At 54.2% G+C, this 19,016-nt stretch carries 23 protein-coding genes; 1 reads left to right on the top strand and 22 read right to left on the bottom strand.

The window, feature by feature from the left end:
- Positions 1 to 69: 69 nt before the first annotated feature.
- The 17 genes from bamB to trmJ all read right to left on the bottom strand — a co-directional run bounded on the left by bamB (position 70) and on the right by trmJ (position 14,328).
- Complete coding sequence (gene bamB / locus HMPREF1487_RS14095; protein WP_010797333.1) at positions 70 to 1,212, bottom strand: outer membrane protein assembly factor BamB; 1,143 nt, start codon at positions 1,210 to 1,212, stop codon at positions 70 to 72.
- Positions 1,212 to 1,856, bottom strand: coding sequence for a tetratricopeptide repeat protein (locus HMPREF1487_RS14090; protein ID WP_010797332.1), 645 nt, complete (start codon positions 1,854 to 1,856; stop codon positions 1,212 to 1,214). The genes bamB and HMPREF1487_RS14090 overlap by 1 nt, the downstream gene beginning before the upstream one ends.
- A gap of 9 nt (positions 1,857 to 1,865) precedes the next feature.
- Entirely contained in the window at positions 1,866 to 3,179 is a 1,314-nt protein-coding gene (gene hisS, locus HMPREF1487_RS14085; protein ID WP_010797331.1) for a histidine--tRNA ligase, read from the bottom strand.
- 32 nt (positions 3,180 to 3,211) lie between these two features.
- The gene (gene ispG, locus HMPREF1487_RS14080) at positions 3,212 to 4,324 is read right to left on the bottom strand and encodes a flavodoxin-dependent (E)-4-hydroxy-3-methylbut-2-enyl-diphosphate synthase (RefSeq protein ID WP_010797330.1); all 1,113 of its coding nucleotides are present in this window, start codon (positions 4,322 to 4,324) and stop codon (positions 3,212 to 3,214) included.
- Positions 4,325 to 4,456: 132 nt separating this feature from the next.
- Entirely contained in the window at positions 4,457 to 5,479 is a 1,023-nt protein-coding gene (locus HMPREF1487_RS14075) for a RodZ domain-containing protein (protein WP_010797329.1), read from the bottom strand.
- Positions 5,476 to 6,237: a type IV pilus biogenesis/stability protein PilW gene (gene pilW / locus HMPREF1487_RS14070; RefSeq protein WP_037030037.1), complete on the bottom strand. Its 762-nt coding sequence runs from the start codon at positions 6,235 to 6,237 to the stop codon at positions 5,476 to 5,478. The genes HMPREF1487_RS14075 and pilW overlap by 4 nt, the downstream gene beginning before the upstream one ends.
- A gap of 17 nt (positions 6,238 to 6,254) precedes the next feature.
- Positions 6,255 to 7,400: a dual-specificity RNA methyltransferase RlmN gene (gene rlmN / locus HMPREF1487_RS14065; protein WP_010797327.1), complete on the bottom strand. Its 1,146-nt coding sequence runs from the start codon at positions 7,398 to 7,400 to the stop codon at positions 6,255 to 6,257.
- 15 nt (positions 7,401 to 7,415) lie between these two features.
- Positions 7,416 to 7,847: a nucleoside-diphosphate kinase gene (ndk, locus tag HMPREF1487_RS14060; protein WP_010797326.1), complete on the bottom strand. Its 432-nt coding sequence runs from the start codon at positions 7,845 to 7,847 to the stop codon at positions 7,416 to 7,418.
- An 89-nt stretch (positions 7,848 to 7,936) separates the two neighbouring features.
- Positions 7,937 to 8,137 (bottom strand): Fe-S cluster assembly protein IscX, encoded by a 201-nt coding sequence (iscX, locus tag HMPREF1487_RS14055; protein WP_010797325.1) that lies wholly within the window; start codon positions 8,135 to 8,137, stop codon positions 7,937 to 7,939.
- An 11-nt stretch (positions 8,138 to 8,148) separates the two neighbouring features.
- On the bottom strand, positions 8,149 to 8,487 hold the full coding sequence (gene fdx, locus HMPREF1487_RS14050; RefSeq protein ID WP_010797324.1) for an ISC system 2Fe-2S type ferredoxin: 339 nt from the start codon (positions 8,485 to 8,487) through the stop codon (positions 8,149 to 8,151).
- A 7-nt stretch (positions 8,488 to 8,494) separates the two neighbouring features.
- Positions 8,495 to 10,354 (bottom strand): Fe-S protein assembly chaperone HscA, encoded by a 1,860-nt coding sequence (gene hscA, locus HMPREF1487_RS14045; protein WP_010797323.1) that lies wholly within the window; start codon positions 10,352 to 10,354, stop codon positions 8,495 to 8,497.
- A gap of 44 nt (positions 10,355 to 10,398) precedes the next feature.
- Positions 10,399 to 10,920, bottom strand: coding sequence for a co-chaperone HscB (gene hscB / locus HMPREF1487_RS14040; RefSeq protein ID WP_010797322.1), 522 nt, complete (start codon positions 10,918 to 10,920; stop codon positions 10,399 to 10,401).
- 8 nt (positions 10,921 to 10,928) lie between these two features.
- Positions 10,929 to 11,252, bottom strand: coding sequence for an iron-sulfur cluster assembly protein IscA (gene iscA / locus HMPREF1487_RS14035; RefSeq protein ID WP_010797321.1), 324 nt, complete (start codon positions 11,250 to 11,252; stop codon positions 10,929 to 10,931).
- Positions 11,253 to 11,262: 10 nt separating this feature from the next.
- The gene (iscU, locus tag HMPREF1487_RS14030; protein ID WP_010797320.1) at positions 11,263 to 11,649 is read right to left on the bottom strand and encodes a Fe-S cluster assembly scaffold IscU; all 387 of its coding nucleotides are present in this window, start codon (positions 11,647 to 11,649) and stop codon (positions 11,263 to 11,265) included.
- 28 nt (positions 11,650 to 11,677) lie between these two features.
- Positions 11,678 to 12,892, bottom strand: a complete 1,215-nt coding sequence (locus HMPREF1487_RS14025; protein ID WP_010797319.1) for an IscS subfamily cysteine desulfurase — start codon at positions 12,890 to 12,892, stop codon at positions 11,678 to 11,680.
- Between the two features lie 31 nt (positions 12,893 to 12,923).
- Positions 12,924 to 13,421, bottom strand: a complete 498-nt coding sequence (gene iscR, locus HMPREF1487_RS14020; RefSeq protein WP_010797318.1) for a Fe-S cluster assembly transcriptional regulator IscR — start codon at positions 13,419 to 13,421, stop codon at positions 12,924 to 12,926.
- 133 nt (positions 13,422 to 13,554) lie between these two features.
- The gene (gene trmJ, locus HMPREF1487_RS14015; RefSeq protein WP_010797317.1) at positions 13,555 to 14,328 is read right to left on the bottom strand and encodes a tRNA (cytosine(32)/uridine(32)-2'-O)-methyltransferase TrmJ; all 774 of its coding nucleotides are present in this window, start codon (positions 14,326 to 14,328) and stop codon (positions 13,555 to 13,557) included.
- Positions 14,329 to 14,463: 135 nt separating this feature from the next.
- On the opposite strand from trmJ, the gene suhB reads away from it, so the two are divergent.
- Complete coding sequence (gene suhB, locus HMPREF1487_RS14010; RefSeq protein WP_010797316.1) at positions 14,464 to 15,279, top strand: type III secretion system regulator SuhB; 816 nt, start codon at positions 14,464 to 14,466, stop codon at positions 15,277 to 15,279.
- A gap of 34 nt (positions 15,280 to 15,313) precedes the next feature.
- Here the strand turns inward: suhB and HMPREF1487_RS14005 are convergent, their stop codons facing one another.
- The 5 genes from HMPREF1487_RS14005 to petA all read right to left on the bottom strand — a co-directional run bounded on the left by HMPREF1487_RS14005 (position 15,314) and on the right by petA (position 18,963).
- Positions 15,314 to 15,724, bottom strand: a complete 411-nt coding sequence (locus tag HMPREF1487_RS14005) for a ClpXP protease specificity-enhancing factor (protein ID WP_010797315.1) — start codon at positions 15,722 to 15,724, stop codon at positions 15,314 to 15,316.
- A gap of 13 nt (positions 15,725 to 15,737) precedes the next feature.
- On the bottom strand, positions 15,738 to 16,355 hold the full coding sequence (locus HMPREF1487_RS14000) for a glutathione S-transferase N-terminal domain-containing protein (protein WP_010797314.1): 618 nt from the start codon (positions 16,353 to 16,355) through the stop codon (positions 15,738 to 15,740).
- A gap of 75 nt (positions 16,356 to 16,430) precedes the next feature.
- Complete coding sequence (locus HMPREF1487_RS13995) at positions 16,431 to 17,159, bottom strand: cytochrome c1 (RefSeq protein WP_010797313.1); 729 nt, start codon at positions 17,157 to 17,159, stop codon at positions 16,431 to 16,433.
- Positions 17,159 to 18,370, bottom strand: a complete 1,212-nt coding sequence (locus HMPREF1487_RS13990) for a cytochrome b (RefSeq protein WP_010797312.1) — start codon at positions 18,368 to 18,370, stop codon at positions 17,159 to 17,161. Before HMPREF1487_RS13990 ends, HMPREF1487_RS13995 begins: the two co-directional genes overlap by 1 nt.
- The gene (gene petA / locus HMPREF1487_RS13985) at positions 18,367 to 18,963 is read right to left on the bottom strand and encodes a ubiquinol-cytochrome c reductase iron-sulfur subunit (protein WP_010797311.1); all 597 of its coding nucleotides are present in this window, start codon (positions 18,961 to 18,963) and stop codon (positions 18,367 to 18,369) included. The genes HMPREF1487_RS13990 and petA overlap by 4 nt, the downstream gene beginning before the upstream one ends.
- Between the last annotated feature and the right edge of the window lie 53 nt (positions 18,964 to 19,016).

Below are 19,016 nucleotides of genomic sequence, written 5' to 3'. Positions count from 1 at the left end.
CACAGGAATACAGAAAACACAAAGGCCGCTACCGTGAGGGCGATAGCGGCCATACACATACAGGACAGCTTAGCGAATGGTGTAGGCAGCCAGCTTACCGCCGTTGCCATACACATACATCCAGTCGCCATCCACTAACGGGCGAACCCGAACGCCGCCGTTACCCAGCTTCTGACGACCGGCCATATGACCATCCGTCTGGCTTAGCAGGTGAATATAGCCTTCATAATCACCTACAGCGACGTAGTTCGACAGCACAGCCGGGGCGGACAACATACGACGCGCCAGGGAATCATTACTCCACAGCGCTGAAGCCGAATTTTGATCTACTGCTTCAACGGTGCCATTTTCCAGGCTTACATATACGTTACCGAAACCTTCAGCGACACCGGTATAGCTGGATGCATCACGTTGCCAGAGCACACGACCGCTCTCCAGATCCAGTCCGGCAACCCGGCCGTGGTACGTGGCCACATACAGCGTAGTACCTGAAAGCAGCAGTCCGCCGTTGATATCAACCATACGATCCAGCTCAGAGCGCCCCTGCGGGATGGCAACCTGCTGCTCCCAGATCGGCAAGCCACGCTGTTCATCCAGCGCAATCACCTTGCCGCTGGCCAGACCAGCGACAACATAGCGATTGGTTACGACCGGAGCACCTGTGCCACGCAGGGTCAAAACAGGCATGCTCTCCTCATACAGCCAGCGACGATCACCCGTCTCGGCATCAAGGGCATAAAGCTTGTCGTCCTGAGTCTGGACAGCCACGATGTCACCGTTGCTGACCGGCGGAGCCAGTACTTCACTGGAAACCCTGGCGCGCCATTTTTCATCGCCCGAGGTTGCGTCAAGGGCAACGACATCCCCTCTCAACGTACCAACCAGAACCAGCCCGTAGGCAGCGCCGACGCCACCTGAAACAGGCAGGTCCAGCTTTTTCTTCCAAATGATGTCACCGTTTTCACGGTTCAACGCCATGACCAGGCCTTCGTTATCAGTCACGTACAGGGACTGACCGTCAATGGCAGGCGTCAACAGGTTGTAGGTATCACCCTGCCCTTCCCCTACCGAGCGGCTCCATTGCTCCTGCAACTGAACATCGGCCTTGAAGTCCTGCAATTCAGCAGGCGGCAGCTCTTTTTTGCTGTTACTGCTGCACCCGACAGCAGTCAGGGCCAAGGCCAGTAGCGCAACATGTTTCCAACGCAGCATCAGGCATCTCCTTTTGCCAGGTCATCCAGCTTCATCTGCAGCGTGCCTTCGGCGGCATCGGCAGGCAATTCGGACTTGGCTTTTTCATAAGCGGCACGGGCATCGTCGACACGGCCCAGACTGACCAACAGATCACCACGTAACTCTTCGCGGTTGGCGACATAAGGCTCTGCAACCTTGCCTTCCAGTAGTTTCAGGCCATCTTCAGCCTTGCCCTGCGCAGCCAGCACACGCGCCAGACGCTGGCGTGCCAGTTCGCCCACAGTATCATCCGCCGGCTTATTGACAATCGCCTTCAGCTCGTTGGCTGCGTCATCCAGCTTGCCACTCTCAACAGCAACCTTGGCCACGAAAAGACTACCGTATTGGGAATAGGTAGTACCTGAATACTCCTGCTTGAGCTGGTTGGACAGGTCCGTTACCCGAGCGGTATCCGGTTTGCCGCTGGGATCCAGCGCTGCCTGAACCAGCTCCTGATATACGATGGACGCAGCCTGAGACTGATTGGTCTGATTACGCTCCCACCATTGCCAGCCCAGCACGGCCACCAGGGCCACAACGCCACCGGTGAGCAGCGGCTTGCCGTTACGCTGCCACCAATCCTGAAGGTGGGCGACATTTGGATCTTCATTCTGCGAACTCACCGGTCACTCCTATTCGCTTTCGCTGTGTGCGGACGTCTGCTGCTGCAAGCTATCGTGCAGGCGTGCGGACAACTGATCCCAGTCGACCATCTCCTGGGCACTATCATTACGTAAGGGCTTGAGGCCAACCTGGCGCTGCGCCAGCTCATCCTCACCCAGAATCAGAGCAAACCATGCACCGCTCTTGTCTGCCTTCTTGAACTGACTCTTGAAACTTCCGCTGCCAGCATTAACCGCCAGACGCAAGGACGGCAAGGCCGTACGCAGCTGCTCGGCCAAGGCCAGACCGGCTAGTTCTGCCGCTTCACCAAAGGTGCATAGGTAGATGTCCATCGGACGGCTAAGCTCGGCGGGAATCTTGTTCAGCGTCTCAAGCATTAGCACCAGACGCTCAACACCCATGGCAAAACCAACGCCTGGCGTAGGCTTTCCACCAAACTGAGTGATCAGACCATCGTAGCGTCCACCAGCGCACACCGTACCTTGTGCGCCCAGCTTATCGGTTACCCACTCGAATACGGTACGACCGTAGTAGTCCAGACCCCGCACAAGCTTCGGATTGATCGTGTACTCGATGCCTGCTGCTTCAAGGCGTGCCTTCAAGCCTTCAAAATGAGCACGAGACTCTTCGTCTAGATAATCCGACAACGTGGGAGCATCGGTCAGCAAGGCCTGTGTCTGGGCATTCTTGCTGTCCAGAATACGCAGGGGATTAGTCGTCAAACGACGCTGACTGTCTTCATCCAGCTGATCGAAATGCTGCTTGAGGTAATCAACCAAGGCATCCCGATAGGCTGCACGCGCTTCGCTTGAACCCAAGCTGTTCAGCTGCAGTGTAACGGCATCATCAATACCCAGCTGCCTCCACAGGCGCGCCGTCATGATGATCAGCTCAGCATCGATATCCGGCCCAGGCAAGTTAAAGACCTCTACGCCAATCTGATGGAACTGGCGATAGCGTCCTTTTTGCGGCTTCTCGTAGCGGAACATGGGTCCCGTATACCAGAGTTTCTGAACCTGGCCACCGCCTGTAAGGCCGTGCTCCAGCACGGCGCGGACACACCCTGCTGTGCCTTCCGGACGAAGCGTCAGCGACTCACCGTTACGGTCGAGAAAAGTATACATTTCCTTGTCGACCACATCGGTGCCCTCGCCGATACCCCGAGCGAACAGCTCGGTGAATTCGAGGATAGGCAGTCGGATTTCCTTGTAGCCGTACCCATCCAGCAAGGTAGCGAAAGTTGTTTCCAGATAGCGCCAGGCTGGCGTCTGCTCTGGCAGTATGTCGTTCATGCCACGAATGGCTTGCAAAGACTTGCTCACGAGGAGTCCTTAATTCAATTCTCTAACGGCATTCAGCTACGGGCAATAACAGCCGCATCCGCTTCCATTTTTTCAGCCGCTTTGCGGCGAATCAGCTGCTCCAGCTCATCCACCAGATTCTCATTGGTCAGCTTTTGTGCAGGCTTGCCATCGATATACACTAGGTTATTAGGCGTGCCGCCAGTCAACCCTACGTGAGCCTCTTTGGCCTCTCCCGGCCCATTGACCACACAGCCGATAACGGCCACATCTAAGGGAACCAGAAGATCTTCCAGGCGCCCTTCCAGATCATTCATGGTCTTGACCACATCAAAGTTCTGGCGAGAGCAGCTTGGACAGGCGATGAAGTTGATGCCGCGTGACCGTAAGCGCAACGACTTCAGGATATCGAAACCCACCTTGATCTCTTCGACCGGATCCGCCGCCAGGGAGATACGAATGGTATCGCCAATGCCTTCGGCCAGCAGCATGCCCAGGCCAACCGCAGATTTTACGGTGCCGGAACGCAAACCACCTGCCTCGGTGATGCCCAGGTGTAGCGGCTGCTCGATCTGCTTCGCCAGCAAGCGATAAGCCGATACGGCCATGAAGACGTCACTCGCCTTCACACTGACCTTGAAGTTCTGGAAATCCAGTTTGTCGAGGTAATCGACATGACGCATGGCTGATTCCAGTAGCGCTTCAGGGGTAGGCTCACCATATTTTTTCTGCAGATCCTTTTCCAGAGAGCCCGCATTCACGCCGATACGAATCGGAATGTTCTTGTCACGCGCCGCATCGACTACCGCCCTGACCCGGTCTTCACGCCCGATGTTGCCAGGGTTGATACGCAGACAATCCACACCGAGTTCAGCTACCCGAAGGGCAATTCTGTAATCAAAATGAATGTCTGCAACCAGAGGAACATTCACCTGCTGCTTGATTTGACCGAATGCTTCTGCAGCATCCATGTCGGGAACTGAAACCCGAACGATATCAGCGCCTGCATCTTCCAGACGACGGATTTGCGCAACTGTTGCGGCAACATCACAGGTTTCGGTGTTCGTCATGCTCTGTACCGCGATAGGAGCATCGCCTCCTACCGGCACGGAGCCTACCCAGATCTTTCGAGAAGGGCGACGTTTGATCGGCGATTCGCTATGCATGACAGGACTCTTCTTCCTGATAAATACCAGATCCTTACGGAGACTGGTTAAAACCAGAGAACTATAAAATATGATCCGATAATAAAATCAAAGCGGCAGAATGATGCCGCTTTGATCGTACTGCAATTCTGGTTACTGAGACGCCTGCCCTACTTTGAAGCGAGCAGTTTCCCCACGTACATAGGGCTTGATGTCTACCGGCTGGCCGTTATAGGTAATTTGCGCACCTCGTGCGTAGCCTAAACGAATCTCCACAGGAGCTTTTACCGTTTCAAACTGCAGGGTATCACCCTTTCGTTTGAGGCCACTGTAAATAACTTTCCCCGACGCATCTGTGATCTGCATCCAGCAGTCCGCTACCAGCTGAATGCTCAAGCCTCCCTGCCCTGCCGCTGGCGCAGTCTCGCCGGCTGGCGGCGTGGTAGGCGCAAGCGCAGCATCGGTCGATACAACCGGAGTAGTCGGTGTAGCGGCCGCAGCAGGAGCAGCATTCGCAGCGCCATTGGCTGCCGCACCGGAAGCGGTATTCGCTACAGGCACAGGCGTTTGCGCAACAGCATTGGCAGCGGGAGCAGTCGGTGTAGCGGGCACACCTGGCTCTGATGCAGCGGGCACCTCAGCCTTTTGAGCTTCCGCCACCGCCTGATCTTCAGGCTCATCAAGCGTATGAATTTCAGTAGTGCCGTCTGCGCTTTCTACTTCGACATGCTCAAGGCTAAGGCCATTACCGCCCATACCAAGCCCGGAGCGCTCCTGCCACCAGAACAGGCCAAGCCCAATGATAACAACGACCAGAATAAAGCTGACGATACGCAGGACATTACGCGACAAGCGCACCGGTTCTTCAACACGGTTTATGGTGTGAACCGTACTGCCTTTGGCATCGGTCCCTGTGTACTGATCGAAGACCTTTACAAGCTCAGCCTGATCAAGCCCCAGCAGCTTCCCATAGGAGCGGACATAACCGCGGGCAAACGTATGCCCTGGCAGCTTTTGATAGTCCCCAGCTTCCAGCAACTCGATGACATGCCCACTCAGATTCATCTGAGCAGCCACTTGAGCGATGCTCCACCCATTGGAAATGCGAGCCTGGCGCAGTATGTCGCCTGGATTACCACGAGCTGACATTACAGCCTCAGGTTGCACATTACTCATCGTTGCTCCGACTGAAGTTGTTTATATTCTTCAGAAGCGGGATAAAGCCGCTTCAATTGCAAGGTATAACTGGCAGCCGTATCGCGATCGTTGAATACTTCGGCCAGACGGATGCCCAGTAAAAGGCTACGCGCATCCTGGGGCGAAATACGGCTAAATGCTTCGTAGTACCCACGTGCAGGTACATACTCACGAGCCGCATAAGAGAGCTGCGCCATTTCCAGCAAAGCCTTGGGTTGGTTGCTGTTCAGTCTCAGCGACTTCTCCAAATACTGGCGTGCCAATTCGGGCTTATTCAACCTTAACGCAGTTAAACCGAGGTTTTCAAAGACTCGCGAGCGTTCAGGGTACAAAGGATCCTGCGAGGCCTCTATGAAACGATCGTAGGCTTCGCTGTATCGCTTCTGCTCAAAAAGAAAGCTTCCGTAATTATTGAGAATACGGGAATCGTTACGGCGTGCTGACATGGCCTTGCGGTATTCTTCGTCAGCCAGTTTGGGCTCCATCTCGGTCTGGAACACCAATGCCAGCGCGGCATGGGCATCGGCGCTCGAGGAGTCAAGCTGCAGGGCCTGTTTCAGCGGGATCTTGGCCTGCTCGGTGTTTCCTTCCTGCAGATAGCCCAGACCCAACTGAATGTAGGCGTCCCGGGCATGATCACGACCTTTTTCCGTACTCAGAGGGTCAGTAGAGCCAGTAGTGACGCAGCCGGTTAAAAGTCCTGCAACTGCCAAAGCCAATACTGCACGCAACATCACTAACCCTCTCCTTTTAATTAATTCTGGCGAACACCCAAAGCCGCATCGTTCTCATTATTCAACTGGCGTACAGCAATGTACCGCTCGCTTCGTCGAGTACGGTCCATAACCTTTCCTACCAGCTGCCCACAGGCTGCATCGATATCATCGCCACGCGTAGTACGCACGGTGACATTGAAACCGGCCTGCTGCAGGAGTTCCTGGAAGCGACGCACCGCATTCTTGCTGGGGCGCTCGTAACCGGAATGAGGGAAAGGATTAAAAGGAATCAGATTGATCTTGCAGGGCACGTTGCGCAGCAATTCAATCATCTGCACAGCATGCTCGGGCTGGTCGTTGACGTCCTTGAGTAGAGTGTACTCAATGGTCAGAACACGTTTTTCACCCAGCTGACTAATGTACCGCTGACAGGCATCCAGCAGCATGGCCAGAGGATACTTGCGATTGATCGGTACCAGCTCGTTGCGCAAGGCGTCGTTGGGCGCATGCAGCGACAGCGCCAGAGACACATCGACGTGCTTGGCCAACTCCTCAATCATGGGCACTACCCCTGACGTGGATAGCGTTACCTTGCGCTTGGATATTCCATAACCCAAGTCATCCATCATGATTTGCATGGCAGCTACGACATTGTCGAAATTGAGCAGCGGCTCACCCATGCCCATCATCACGACGTTCGTAATGGCACGGTCGATCTTGGCCGGCACAGTACCAAATGACTTGTTGGCAACCCACACTTGGCCAATGACTTCGGCAGCCGTGAGATTGCTATTGAAACCTTGCTTTCCGGTCGAACAGAAACTGCAGTCAAGTGCACAGCCTGCCTGTGACGAAACACACAGCGTGCCACGCTTGTCCTGAGGAATGTAAACCGTCTCAACGCAGCTACCGGAAGCCACACGAATGACCCACTTGCGGGTGCCATCCGCCGAAATATCTTCACTTACTACTTCGGGGCCACGAACCTCGGCGCAGGCCTTGAGCTTTTCGCGCAAGGCCTTGCCGAGATTACTCATGGCGTCAAAATCATCAACGCCAAAGTGGTGAATCCATTTCATCACTTGGCCGGCACGAAAGCGCTTCTCTCCGATGGACTCGAAGAACTGCTCCATTTGTGGCTGGGTAAGCCCCAGCAGGTTAGTCTTGCCGACTGTATTGCTCATGGATTCACCTGTGGATCAGCGAGTGCGCTCGCAAACTTCAGTTGCAGCGAAGAAGTAAGCGATTTCACGGGCAGCCGATGCTTCGGAATCAGAACCGTGAACAGCGTTTTCATCGATGGAAACAGCGAAATCAGCGCGGATGGTACCGGCGTCTGCTTTCTTGGGATCGGTAGCGCCCATCAGCTCACGGTTCTTGGCAATGGCGTTTTCGCCTTCCAGAACCTGAACAACGACCGGACCGGAAGTCATGAAGGACACCAGATCCTTGAAGAAAGGACGCTCTTTGTGCTCAGCATAGAAGCCACCGGCTTCGCGCTCGGAGAGCTGAACCATCTTCGCGGCCACAACGCGCAGGCCAGCCTTTTCGAAGCGAGTGATGATTTCACCAACGACGTTCTTGGCTACAGCGTCCGGCTTGATGATAGAAAGGGTGCGTTGAACAGACATGACAACTCCAAAGTTGGGCATTTAGCAAAAACGAAACCCGCGGATTATACGCGGGCTTCGGTCAAAAGCGTAGGCTAACGAAGAATAGGTTAGTCCGCTTCTTCAATCCACGCAGCTTGGATGGCTTCGAGTACCTTCTCGCCACCCCGCTGGGGGTCATCGTCAAACCCGGGCAGTGCGGTGACCCAGTTACGCAAATTCACGAAATTTACATAGCGGGGATCCACATCCGGGTGAGCTTCGGAAAGAGCGATTGCGATATCCAGCACATCGACCCATTTCATCGCCATGATGATCTTCCTTAGTGACGTTCCGATACCTGATTGATGGTGTAGCGGGGAATTTCAACGACCAAGTCGGCAGTGCCAACCTTTGCCTGACAGGACAGCCGGGACTCCGGCTCCAGCCCCCATGCCTTATCCAGCATGTCATCTTCAAGCTCGTCAGACGGCTCCATGGAGCCGAAGCCTTCACGAACGACGACATGGCAGGTCGTACAGGCACAAGACATCTCACAGGCATGCTCGACTTCAATACCGTTGCGCAACGCTGCATCGATAATGGTTTCACCTTCTTCGGCCTGGATCACCGCGCCCTCGGGGCAATGCTCTGGGTGGGGCAGAAAAACGATCTGCGGCATGGTGAACTTACTCCTGGATTTCGTTAAGACGACGACCCGCCAGGGCCGCCTTGATCGATGCATCCATCCGGCGAGCCGCGAATGCATCGGTCACTTGGGAAAGACGCTTGGTTTGTACTTCAATAGCAGAGGCATCTGAATGGTCGACAAGACTCTTTAGCTTGTCGATCTCGGCCTCTATAACTTCACGCTCTTCAGCGTTCAGCAAACGATCGCCGTCCTCAGCGACAGCCGCCTGGACCGCCTCTAGAAGACGTTGCGCCTCGACTTGCTGCTCACGTAGCACGCGAGCGTTCATGTCATCGCCGGCATTCTGAAAAGAATCCTGCAGCATACGCGCGATTTCACCATCCGTCAGACCATAGGATGGCTTGACCTGGATACTGGCTTCCACACCACTGGAGAGCTCTCGCGCCGAGACGCTCAGCAAGCCGTCCGCATCTACCTGAAAAGTCACACGGATCTTGGCAGCGCCAGCCACCATAGGCGGAATGCCGCGCAGCTCGAAACGAGCCAGCGAACGAGCATCTTTCACCAGCTCTCGCTCACCCTGCAGCACATGAATCATCATGGCTGACTGGCCATCTTTATACGTTGTGAAATCCTGGGCACGTGCCACAGGTATGGTCGTGTTACGCGGGATAATCTTTTCCATCAAACCGCCCATGGTTTCAAGCCCAAGGGAGAGCGGAATGACATCCAGCAGCAAGAGCTCTTCGCCACCACGGTTACCCGCCAGGGTATCAGCCTGAATGGCCGCACCGATGGCAACAACCTTATCCGGATCAATGTCCGTCAGTGGCTCGCGACCGAACAGTCTGGCCACTGCGGATCGGACTTGCGGCACGCGAGTGGAGCCACCCACCATGACTACCGCCTTGACTTCCTCAAGCTCGCAACCAGAGTCACGCACTGCGCGACGGCAAGCTTTCAGGCTTCGCGCGATCAACGGCTCGATCAGTGCTTCAAAGTGCTCGCGAGTAAGCTCGCCCTGCCAGGTACCGTAACTGAGCGTAACAGTAGGTTGCGCCGACAATTGCTCTTTGGCCATGCAGCCTAATTGCAGTAACTGACGTTGCTCCGAGGGCGACAGATTAGTAGACAGCCCCGCCTGATCGATTACCCAGGTCGCAATGGCATGGTCAAAATCATCACCACCCAAGGCACTATCACCTCCGGTAGCCAGGACTTCGAAAACCCCTTTGCTCAAACGCAAGATGGAAATATCAAATGTGCCGCCACCCAGGTCATAGATCGCAATGAGGCCCTCCGCACCACGATCCAACCCATAGGCCACTGCCGCTGCGGTGGGCTCGTTAAGCAGCCGCAACACATTCAAACCGGCCAGCTTGGCAGCATCCTTGGTCGCTTGGCGCTGCGCGTCATCAAAGTAAGCCGGAACGGTTATTACCGCGCCAACCAATTCACCACCCAGGGTCTTTTCTGCACGCGAACGCAATACACGAAGGATTTCGGCTGAGACCTCAACAGGACTCTTGAGTCCCTGTATCGTCTCAATGAAAGGCATGTGGGACTCGCCTTCAGCGAATCGATAGGGTAACTGCTCGCCCAATTGCTTGATATCAGCCAGACCGCGACCCATGAAGCGCTTTACGGAAAGAATCGTATTGAAAGGGTCTTGTGCAGCACTTTGCTTGGCTACATCCCCTACTTCAATATCCTTTTCCAAATAGCGAACGGCTGAGGGAAGAATGACACCGCCCTGCTCATCAGGAAGCGGCTCAGAGACGCCGCTGCGCACGGCAGCGACAAGAGAATTCGTAGTGCCCAGATCAATCCCTACCGCCAACTTGCGTTGATGCGGCTTGGGAGCCATTCCAGGTTCGGCAATTTGCAATAAAGCCATTGCTATTCAGCTTGTGCTAGGGGCGCCTTTAAGCAGGCGCCAGATTAATCGTCGAGGCGCTCTTCCAACTGACGCACTTCGCTGCTCAGCTTGTCGAGAAACTGCATGCGGCGAACAAGCCGTTCTGCAGTTTCCTGTTTCGAAGCGTTCTCCCAACACGAATCGAACTTATGCTCGAGTTCAGCCTGGGAGTTCTTCAAACGCTGCTTGAAGGGCGCGATACCATCAACGTCCCCCTCATCCTGCAATTCTTCCAACTCTTCACGCCACTGCATCTGCTGAAGGAGAAAGTCGGGATCCTGGATAGTCGCCTCAACAGGCATTTCATGCCCTTGAAGTGACAGCAGGTAACGGGCTCGCCGCGAGGGAGTCTTGAGAACGTGATACGCCTCGTTCAACTGCGCCGCACGCTCCAGTGCCTGTCGCCGCTCCCGCTCGGGGGCATCGGCAAAGCGATCAGGATGCACTGTACGCGCAAGCTCACGATAGCGACTCGAAAGCTGCTCAAGATCAAGCGCAAAAGACGGCTTGAGATCGAACAAGGCAAAGTGACAAGGCGTTCCCACGGGCGACCTCAAACGTTGAAGCTTTCGCCGCAGCCACACTCACCGCGCACGTTAGGGTTATTGAATTTGAATCCCTCGTTGAGTCCTTCCTTGACGAAGTCCAGTTCGGTACCGTCAAGGTAGACAAGGCTCTTCGGATCAATGATGACCTTGACGCCATGGCTTTCGAACACCTGATCTTCTTCAGCCAGCATATCAACGAATTCCAGCACATAGGCCAAGCCCGAACATCCGGTGGTACGTACGCCCAGACGGATACCTTCGCCTTTGCCGCGTCCTTCCAGAGAACGCTGCACGTGACGTGCAGCAGATTCAGTCATGCTAATGGCCATCAGTGCCTCCTCAAGCCAAACCTTTCTTCTGCTTATAGTCCTGCACCGCCGCCTTGATGGCGTCTTCGGCCAGAACCGAGCAGTGAATCTTGACCGGAGGCAAAGCTAGCTCTTCAGCAATCATGGAGTTCTTGATCGCCTCTGCCTCATCGATGGTCTTGCCCTTCATCCACTCGGTAGCGAGCGAGCTGGAAGCGATGGCAGAGCCACAGCCATAGGTCTTGAAGCGTGCATCTTCGATGACGCCCTGATCGTTGACCTTGATCTGCAGACGCATGACATCACCACACGCCGGCGCACCAACCATGCCTGTTCCGACGTCAGGATCTTCGGCATCGAATTTGCCAACGTTACGCGGGTTTTCGTAGTGATCGATTACTTTATCGCTGTAAGCCATTTCTCAATCCTCACTCATCAGGAGCGGTTTAGTGTGCCTGCCATTCAACTGTGGTCAGGTCAACGCCCTCTTTGTACATATCCCACAACGGAGAAAGTTCACGCAGCTTGGTTACTGCATCACGCACTTTCTCGGCGGCGTAATCAACTTCTTCTTCGGTCGTGAAACGGCCAAAGGTGAAACGAATGGAGCTATGAGCCAGTTCATCGTTACGGCCTAACGCGCGCAGCACATAGGAAGGCTCAAGCGAGGCCGAAGTACAGGCCGAACCCGACGATACCGCCAGATCCTTGAGCGCCATGATCAGGGATTCACCCTCTACATAGTTGAAGCTCAAGTTCAAGTTATGCGGTACGCGTGAAACCAGACTGCCGTTTACATACAGCTCTTCCATATCCTGAAGCTTGCTGTAGAAACGATCACTCAGCGCCTTGATACGAACGTTTTCCTGCGCCATCTCTTCCTTAGCAATTCGGAAGGCCTCGCCCATCCCGACGATCTGGTGAGTCGCCAGCGTACCGGAACGCATACCACGCTCGTGACCGCCGCCATGGGTCTGCGCCTCAAGACGAACGCGCGGCTTACGACGAACATAAAGCGCACCAATACCTTTCGGACCATAGGTCTTGTGTGCCGAGAAGGACATGAGGTCAACTTTCAGCGTCTCAAGGTCGATCTCAACCTTACCAGTTGACTGAGCAGCATCCACATGGAACAGGATGCCACGGGCACGCGTAAGCTCACCCAGCGCAGCGATGTCATTGATAGTGCCGATCTCGTTGTTGACGTGCATCAGGGAAACCAGAATGGTGTCCTCACGCAATACTGCTTCAACCATATCCGGCGTGATCAGGCCATCTTCGCCTGGCTCTAGGTAAGTCACCTCAAAACCTTCGCGCTCGAGCTGGCGAGTCGTATCCAATACGGCCTTGTGCTCGATCTTCGACGTAATGATGTGCTTGCCCTTGCTCTGATAGAAGTGAGCCACACCTTTGATCGCCAGGTTATCCGATTCGGTCGCACCGGATGTCCAAACGATTTCACGTGGATCGGCATTCACTAACTCGGCAACCTGACGGCGAGCATTCTCGACCGCTTCTTCAGCCTTCCAGCCAAACATGTGCGAGCGCGAGGCTGGATTACCAAAGTTACCATCTACCAAGAGACACTCGCTCATTTTCTGAGCGACACGTGGATCGACTGGAGTAGTTGCAGAGTAATCAAGATAAATCGGTAATTTCATCGGTAACTCCTATATCAGGCTGGCGGCCGGCTCACTCAATAGCGGACGCTTCAATCTTTTCAATGTCCGAGGCACGAGTTCGGCTATTGCACACTCGCTTGTCCTGACGGTTCGCTACAGCTTGTATCTCATTACGCGCGACTAGATCCGCTAGCGTGATACCGCTGAGAAACGTATGAATCTGCTCGCTCAGATCGCACCACAAGTGATGCGTCAGGCATATGTCACCGGAATGGCAATCGCCCTGCCCCTGACAGCGGGTAGCATCGACAGACTCGTTTACGGCATCGATGACCTGAGCGACATGAATGTCCTGCATATCGCGCGACAGTTGGTAACCACCGCCCGGTCCACGCACACTGGTTACCAAAGTGCCACGGCGCAACTTGGCAAACAGCTGCTCAAGATAGGAAAGCGATATACCTTGGCGCTCAGAGATGTCAGCCAGGGAGACCGGTCCACGCTGCGCATGCAGCGCCAGATCAAGCATGGCGGTGACGGCGTATCGTCCTTTGGTTGTCAGTCTCATGGCAAAACCAGGATGTACTTTAGATAGGTCAAGTATGCAATTCCTGACTATTTAAGTCAACTATAAGCCCTATCGATTCAGTCAACCATTAAAGCCGACCAGAGGCGTTGGCGCACTCGGCTAAAACTGGCCTTCAGACATCATCAGTTTTGCATTTTTCGCCACGAACAACCTTTTGCGTCTCGGTCAGAACACCACGAAGGATATTCATCTCCAGCTTGGTGATTGCACTGCGCCCATAAAGCCTGCGTAGGCGAGACATGAGATGGCGAGGCTTCTCGGGATCGAGAAAACGAATATCGATAAGCGTTTCCTCGAGATGGCGATAGAACAGCTCCAACTCCTCAACAGTGACCAGCTGGGTATTGAGCATGGCCGTACTTTCGACCTTGCTCATCTTGGTGGGCTGCCCTTGAAGGGCCAACCATGCCATGCGTACCTCGTAGACGAGCACCTGTACCGCAGCCGCAAGATTCAGAGAGCCAAATTCCGGGTCAGAAGGAATATGAACATGAAAATTGCAGCGCTGAAGCTCTTCATTCGTCAGACCTGCATATTCGCGACCAAATACCAGCGCCACCTCCCCACCCACCTCGGCATGCTGCAGCGACGTTTGTGCGCACTCACGGGGATCGAGCAGCGGCCAGGGGATACGGCGATCCCTTGCGCTGGTTCCCAGAACAACGCTGCACCCTGTCAGCGCATCTTCCAGCGTTTCAACAACACAAGCATTATCCAGCACATCCGTGGCACCGGATGCACGCGCTATGGCATCGCCATGGGGGAACTGCTCAGGCTGCACCAGATACAGCCGCTTCAATCCCATGTTCTTTATGGCGCGAGCCGCACCGCCAATATTGCCAGGATGGCTTGTGTTAACTAGGACAACGCGTATGTTCTCGAGCAAGTAGCACCCCCTCTTTAAAGGTGCGAATCTTACCGGACCCCTGTGCGCAAAACCATTCATGCCGACAAGGCAACCGCTCTCTGCATTCTTTTCTGCTAGAATAACCGGCTTTCTTTTACAACCAGGTGGTTTCTCATGCAGCCCATGCTGAACATTGCGCTGCGCGCAGCTCGTAGTGCCGGTGAATTGATCTTTCGCTCAATCGAGCGGCTGGACCTCATCGCTATCGACGAAAAAGGCGCCAACGATTTCGTGACCGAGGTCGACCGGGCCGCCGAACAAGCTATTTTCAACGTTTTACGCAAGGCTTACCCCAACCACGGCTTTCTAGGCGAGGAGTCCGGACTCATCGAAGGTCAGGGTGATGGCGCTGATTATCTGTGGGTCGTCGATCCGCTGGATGGAACCACCAACTTCATTCATGGCGTCCCGCACTTCTCTGTCAGCATCGCGTGCAAGTATCGCGGCCGCATCGAGCATGCCGTTGTATTGGACCCGGTTCGTCAGGAAGAATTTACCGCCAGTCGCGGACGTGGCGCCGCCCTCAATGGCCGACGCTTGCGTGTCAGCACTCGTAAAAGCCTTGAGGGTGCCTTGATCGGCACTGGCTTCCCGTATCGCTCCAGCAATATGGACTACCTGGATAATTATCTAGGCATGTTCCGCACCCTGAGCACCCAAACCGCAGGTATTCGCCGCGCGGGATCTGCTGCATTGGATCTAGCTTATGTGGCCGCTGGTCGATTCGATGCCTTCTGGGAAATGGGGCTATCCGAGTGGGATATGGCAGCAGGTGCGCTACTGATTCAGGAAGCTGGCGGTCTGGTCAGCGACTTCAATGGCGGCCATGACTACCTTGAAAAAGGCCATGTAGTAGCAGGCAACACCAAGTGCTTCAAGGCACTCTTGACTACGCTGCAACCTCACCTACCCGCCTCACTGAAGCGCTGAATGAAAACCGCCCACTGATGTGGGCGGTTTCGTTTTACTTGACTACTTTCAGGCTAGGCCGCCCTTGCGGCTTGCTTGGCGCCGACTTAGGCGCAGAACCTTCCGACTTACCCTTGGGATCATCATCTGGAGAAGAAGGCTCCAGATCAAACACCATCCCCTGCCCATTTTCGCGCGCATAGATAGCCAGAACAGCTTGGGTGGGCACATAGAGACTATGGGCTACACCACCAAACCGCCCATCGAAACTCACGGCTTCGTTATCCATGTGCAATTGGCGAATAGCTCCTGGCGCAACGTTGAGAACAATCTGACCGTCACTGGCATAGCCCGGCGGAACCAGCACATTCGGATAGTCCGCATTGACCAGGATATGCGGTGTGCAATCGTTATCCACGATCCACTCATACAGCGCCCGAATCAAATAGGGACGGCTTGAATTCATTATGTTCCTCCTATCAGCGCATCTCGCGCTCAACTGGCGACAAGCTCGCCTGAAAGGTATCGCGGACGAAATGGCGATCCATATAATCAAAAATCGGCTTGGCTTGTCGCGGCAACTCAACACCCAGGCCAGGTAAACGCCAGAGCAAAGGCAATAAATAGCAGTCAACCAGACTCATTTCTTCATTTAAGAAGAATTTTTTGTCTGCAAAAAGAGGAGCAACCGAAGTAAGACTGCTGGCGAGCTGCCGGCGAACCTGCTGAACATCACCACCTCCTTTTTGCTGACTCATGATGACATCAGCGCTGTCGCACCAATCCTTCTGGATGCGATGCATGAGCAATCGCATCTGTGCTCGAGCAACAGGGTAAGCCGGCAATAGCGGAGGATGGGGATAGCGCTCCTCCAAATACTCCAGCACGATGGTCGAGTCATATAACACAAGATCACGATCCTGCAGAACAGGTAGTGTCCTATAGGGATTCGCATCAGCCAGTGCTGCCGGATACCTGGCAGGATCGATATCTTTAACCTCCACATCGACCTGCTTCTCGGCAAGCACAAGGCGAACACGATGCGAGTACGGATCCCTAGAGTCAGAAAAACAGGTGAGACGCGTTACATTAGCCATACACTTCTTCGCTGTGCAGCCCCAAACAGGGCAAACGATCGCACCTCACGGCACAGATCCCACTAAAAACAGACATCATTGGACGTCTTTCCAATATTCTCGCTTGAGCAGGTAGGCAAATACAAAAAGAATTGCCAGATACGCCAGAACATAAACGCCAATCCGCTCAGCCTTTTCTTTATTCGGGTCCGCTGAATACGCTAGAAAAGCCACAAGATGGCGAACCGTTTGGTCAAACTGCTCAGCGGTTTGCGATCCTGTCCCTGAAATGACAACAAGCTCCCTGCAACTGCCTGCGCTATTCTCTTCTACAGGCAGACAGGCCTGACGGCCCTGCAAAGCGCCCAGGACATTTGGCATGGCTACATTGGGGTATACGAGGTTGTTCACGCCCCAGGGCCTGGAGGGATCTTCATAAAATCCTTTGAGATAGTGATACAGCCAGTCTTCCCCTCGAACGCGAGCCACCAGCGTCAAATCAGGAGGTACGGCGCCAAACCAGCCCATTGCATCCTCAGCACGCATACTTGAAGTCATGTGATCGCCTGGCTTGGCCTCAGTAAAAATCAGTGTTTTTTGTAGAACATCCTCAGGAATGGAAAGGTCCCTAGCTACATGCTCATAACGCTGATACTGGGTGCCATGACACCCCATACAAAAATTAACAAAGGTGCGCGCCCCTTCCTGAAGGGCGGCCTTGTCAGAAAGGTCAACGCGAACCTTCTCAAACGGAACATTTTCCGCCCCCTTCAGGGCTAATGGCATACACGTGAGCACCAGCAATGCCATTAGCCTGAACAGCATCACCTTACTACCCTCTCAGGTACCAGACCTACCCGCTCGACACGGGTGTAAAACGGCATGAAGACGAAATAGCCAAAGTACAGCACAGTAGCCAAGCGAGATAGAAAAATCCGTTCAGACGTAGGGGGAAGAACCCCTAGTACGCCAAGCGCTACAAAGGCCATACAAAAGAGCAACAGCGCCAATCGGCTCATCCATCCTTTGAAGCGCATCGACTTTACAGGACTGCGATCTAGCCAGGGCACTACGAATAGGACGGCAACAGCTGCTCCCATAATCATGATGCCGGCCAGCTTGTCAGGCACAGCTCGAAGCATCGCGTAAAAAGGCGTGAAATACCAAACTGGAGCGATATGCTCAGGCGTCTTCAGCGGATCGGCAATTTCAAAATTCGATCTCTCCAGAAAATAACCACCACCTTCAGGAAAGAAGAAAACCACGCTACAGAAGATAAAGAGAAAGACCGCCACACCCATTAGGTCTTTGACGGTGTAATACGGATGAAAGGGAATACCATCAAGCGGCCTACCCGTTTCATCAAGGCTTTTTCTGATATCCACCCCCAGCGGATTATTGGAACCCACTTCGTGCAGGGCAAGAATATGCAGCACCACCAATCCGACCAGCAGTAGTGGCAGCGCGATAACATGCAGCGCAAAGAAGCGATTGAGCGTAATACCTGAAATTAGGTAATCGCCGCGTATCCATTGCGCCAGGTCTTCGCCCACCACAGGAATGGCGCCAAACAGAGCGATGATTACCTGAGCCCCCCAATAAGACATCTGCCCCCAAGGCAGCAGGTATCCCATGAACGCCTCGGCCATGAGTAGAAGATACAGCAACATGCCAAAGACCCAGACTAACTCGCGCGGCTTTTGGTAAGACCCATAGAGCAGGCTTCGAAACATATGCAGGTAGACAACAATAAAAACAGCTGAGGCGCCTGTTGAATGCAGATAACGAATGAGCCAGCCGTAATCGACATCGCGCATGATGTATTCAATTGAAGCAAAGGCACCTGCTGCCGTGGGGGTATAGCTCATCGCCAACCAAATGCCTGTTACCAATTGGTTGAACAGGACAAGCAAGGCCAGGGATCCAAAAAAATAAAGGACATTAAAGTTCTTGGGTGCGTAATAGTGGCTTAGGTGCTCGCTCCATAGACGCGAAGCAGGAAAACGAGCATTTAGCCAAGCCTTCAACCTGCTCATCCCGCCTCCTTTTGACTCATGCCTATCACAATAATATGTTCAGACTCGTAAGCGTAAGGCGGAACCACTAGGTTGAGCGGCGCAGGCTGCGCCTTGTACACCCTTCCAGCCAGATCATAGCGTGAGCCATGACATGGGCAGAAATATCCTCCCAACCACTCCGTTCCTAGGTCAGCAGGAGCAACTTCCGGCCTAAAGATCGGGGAGCAGCCTAAATGAGTGCAAACACCTACCACGACCAGCACATCCGGCCTGATTGAACGCAAGCGACTGTTTACATAATCGGGCTGTATTGAGTCATGAGAATCAGGGTCAGCCAGCTGATTTTCCAACCTCGACAGGCGCTCCAATGCATCTGCGCCACGCCTGAGTACAAAAACAGGCTGACCACGCCATTCAATAACAATTTGCCGCCCCGGCTCCAACTTGGAAATATTGACCCTTATCGGAGCGCCAGCGGCTTTCGCCTTGGCACTTGGAGACCATGATTTAATAAACGGGATAGCGGCGCCAGCGACCCCCACTGCGCCTATTACCGAGGTTGCCGCCACCAATAGTCGGCGACGCCCCTGATTGACACCCCCATCACTCATTCAAAGCCCCTTCGGCCACCACCACCCAAGCCATGTCACGCGAAGGCAGAGGA

The organism is Pseudomonas sp. HPB0071 (genome assembly GCF_000478505.2).
Classification (GTDB): Bacteria; Pseudomonadota; Gammaproteobacteria; order Pseudomonadales; family Pseudomonadaceae; genus Chryseomonas; species Chryseomonas luteola.
This window is presented reverse-complemented; position numbering and strand designations above follow the sequence as displayed.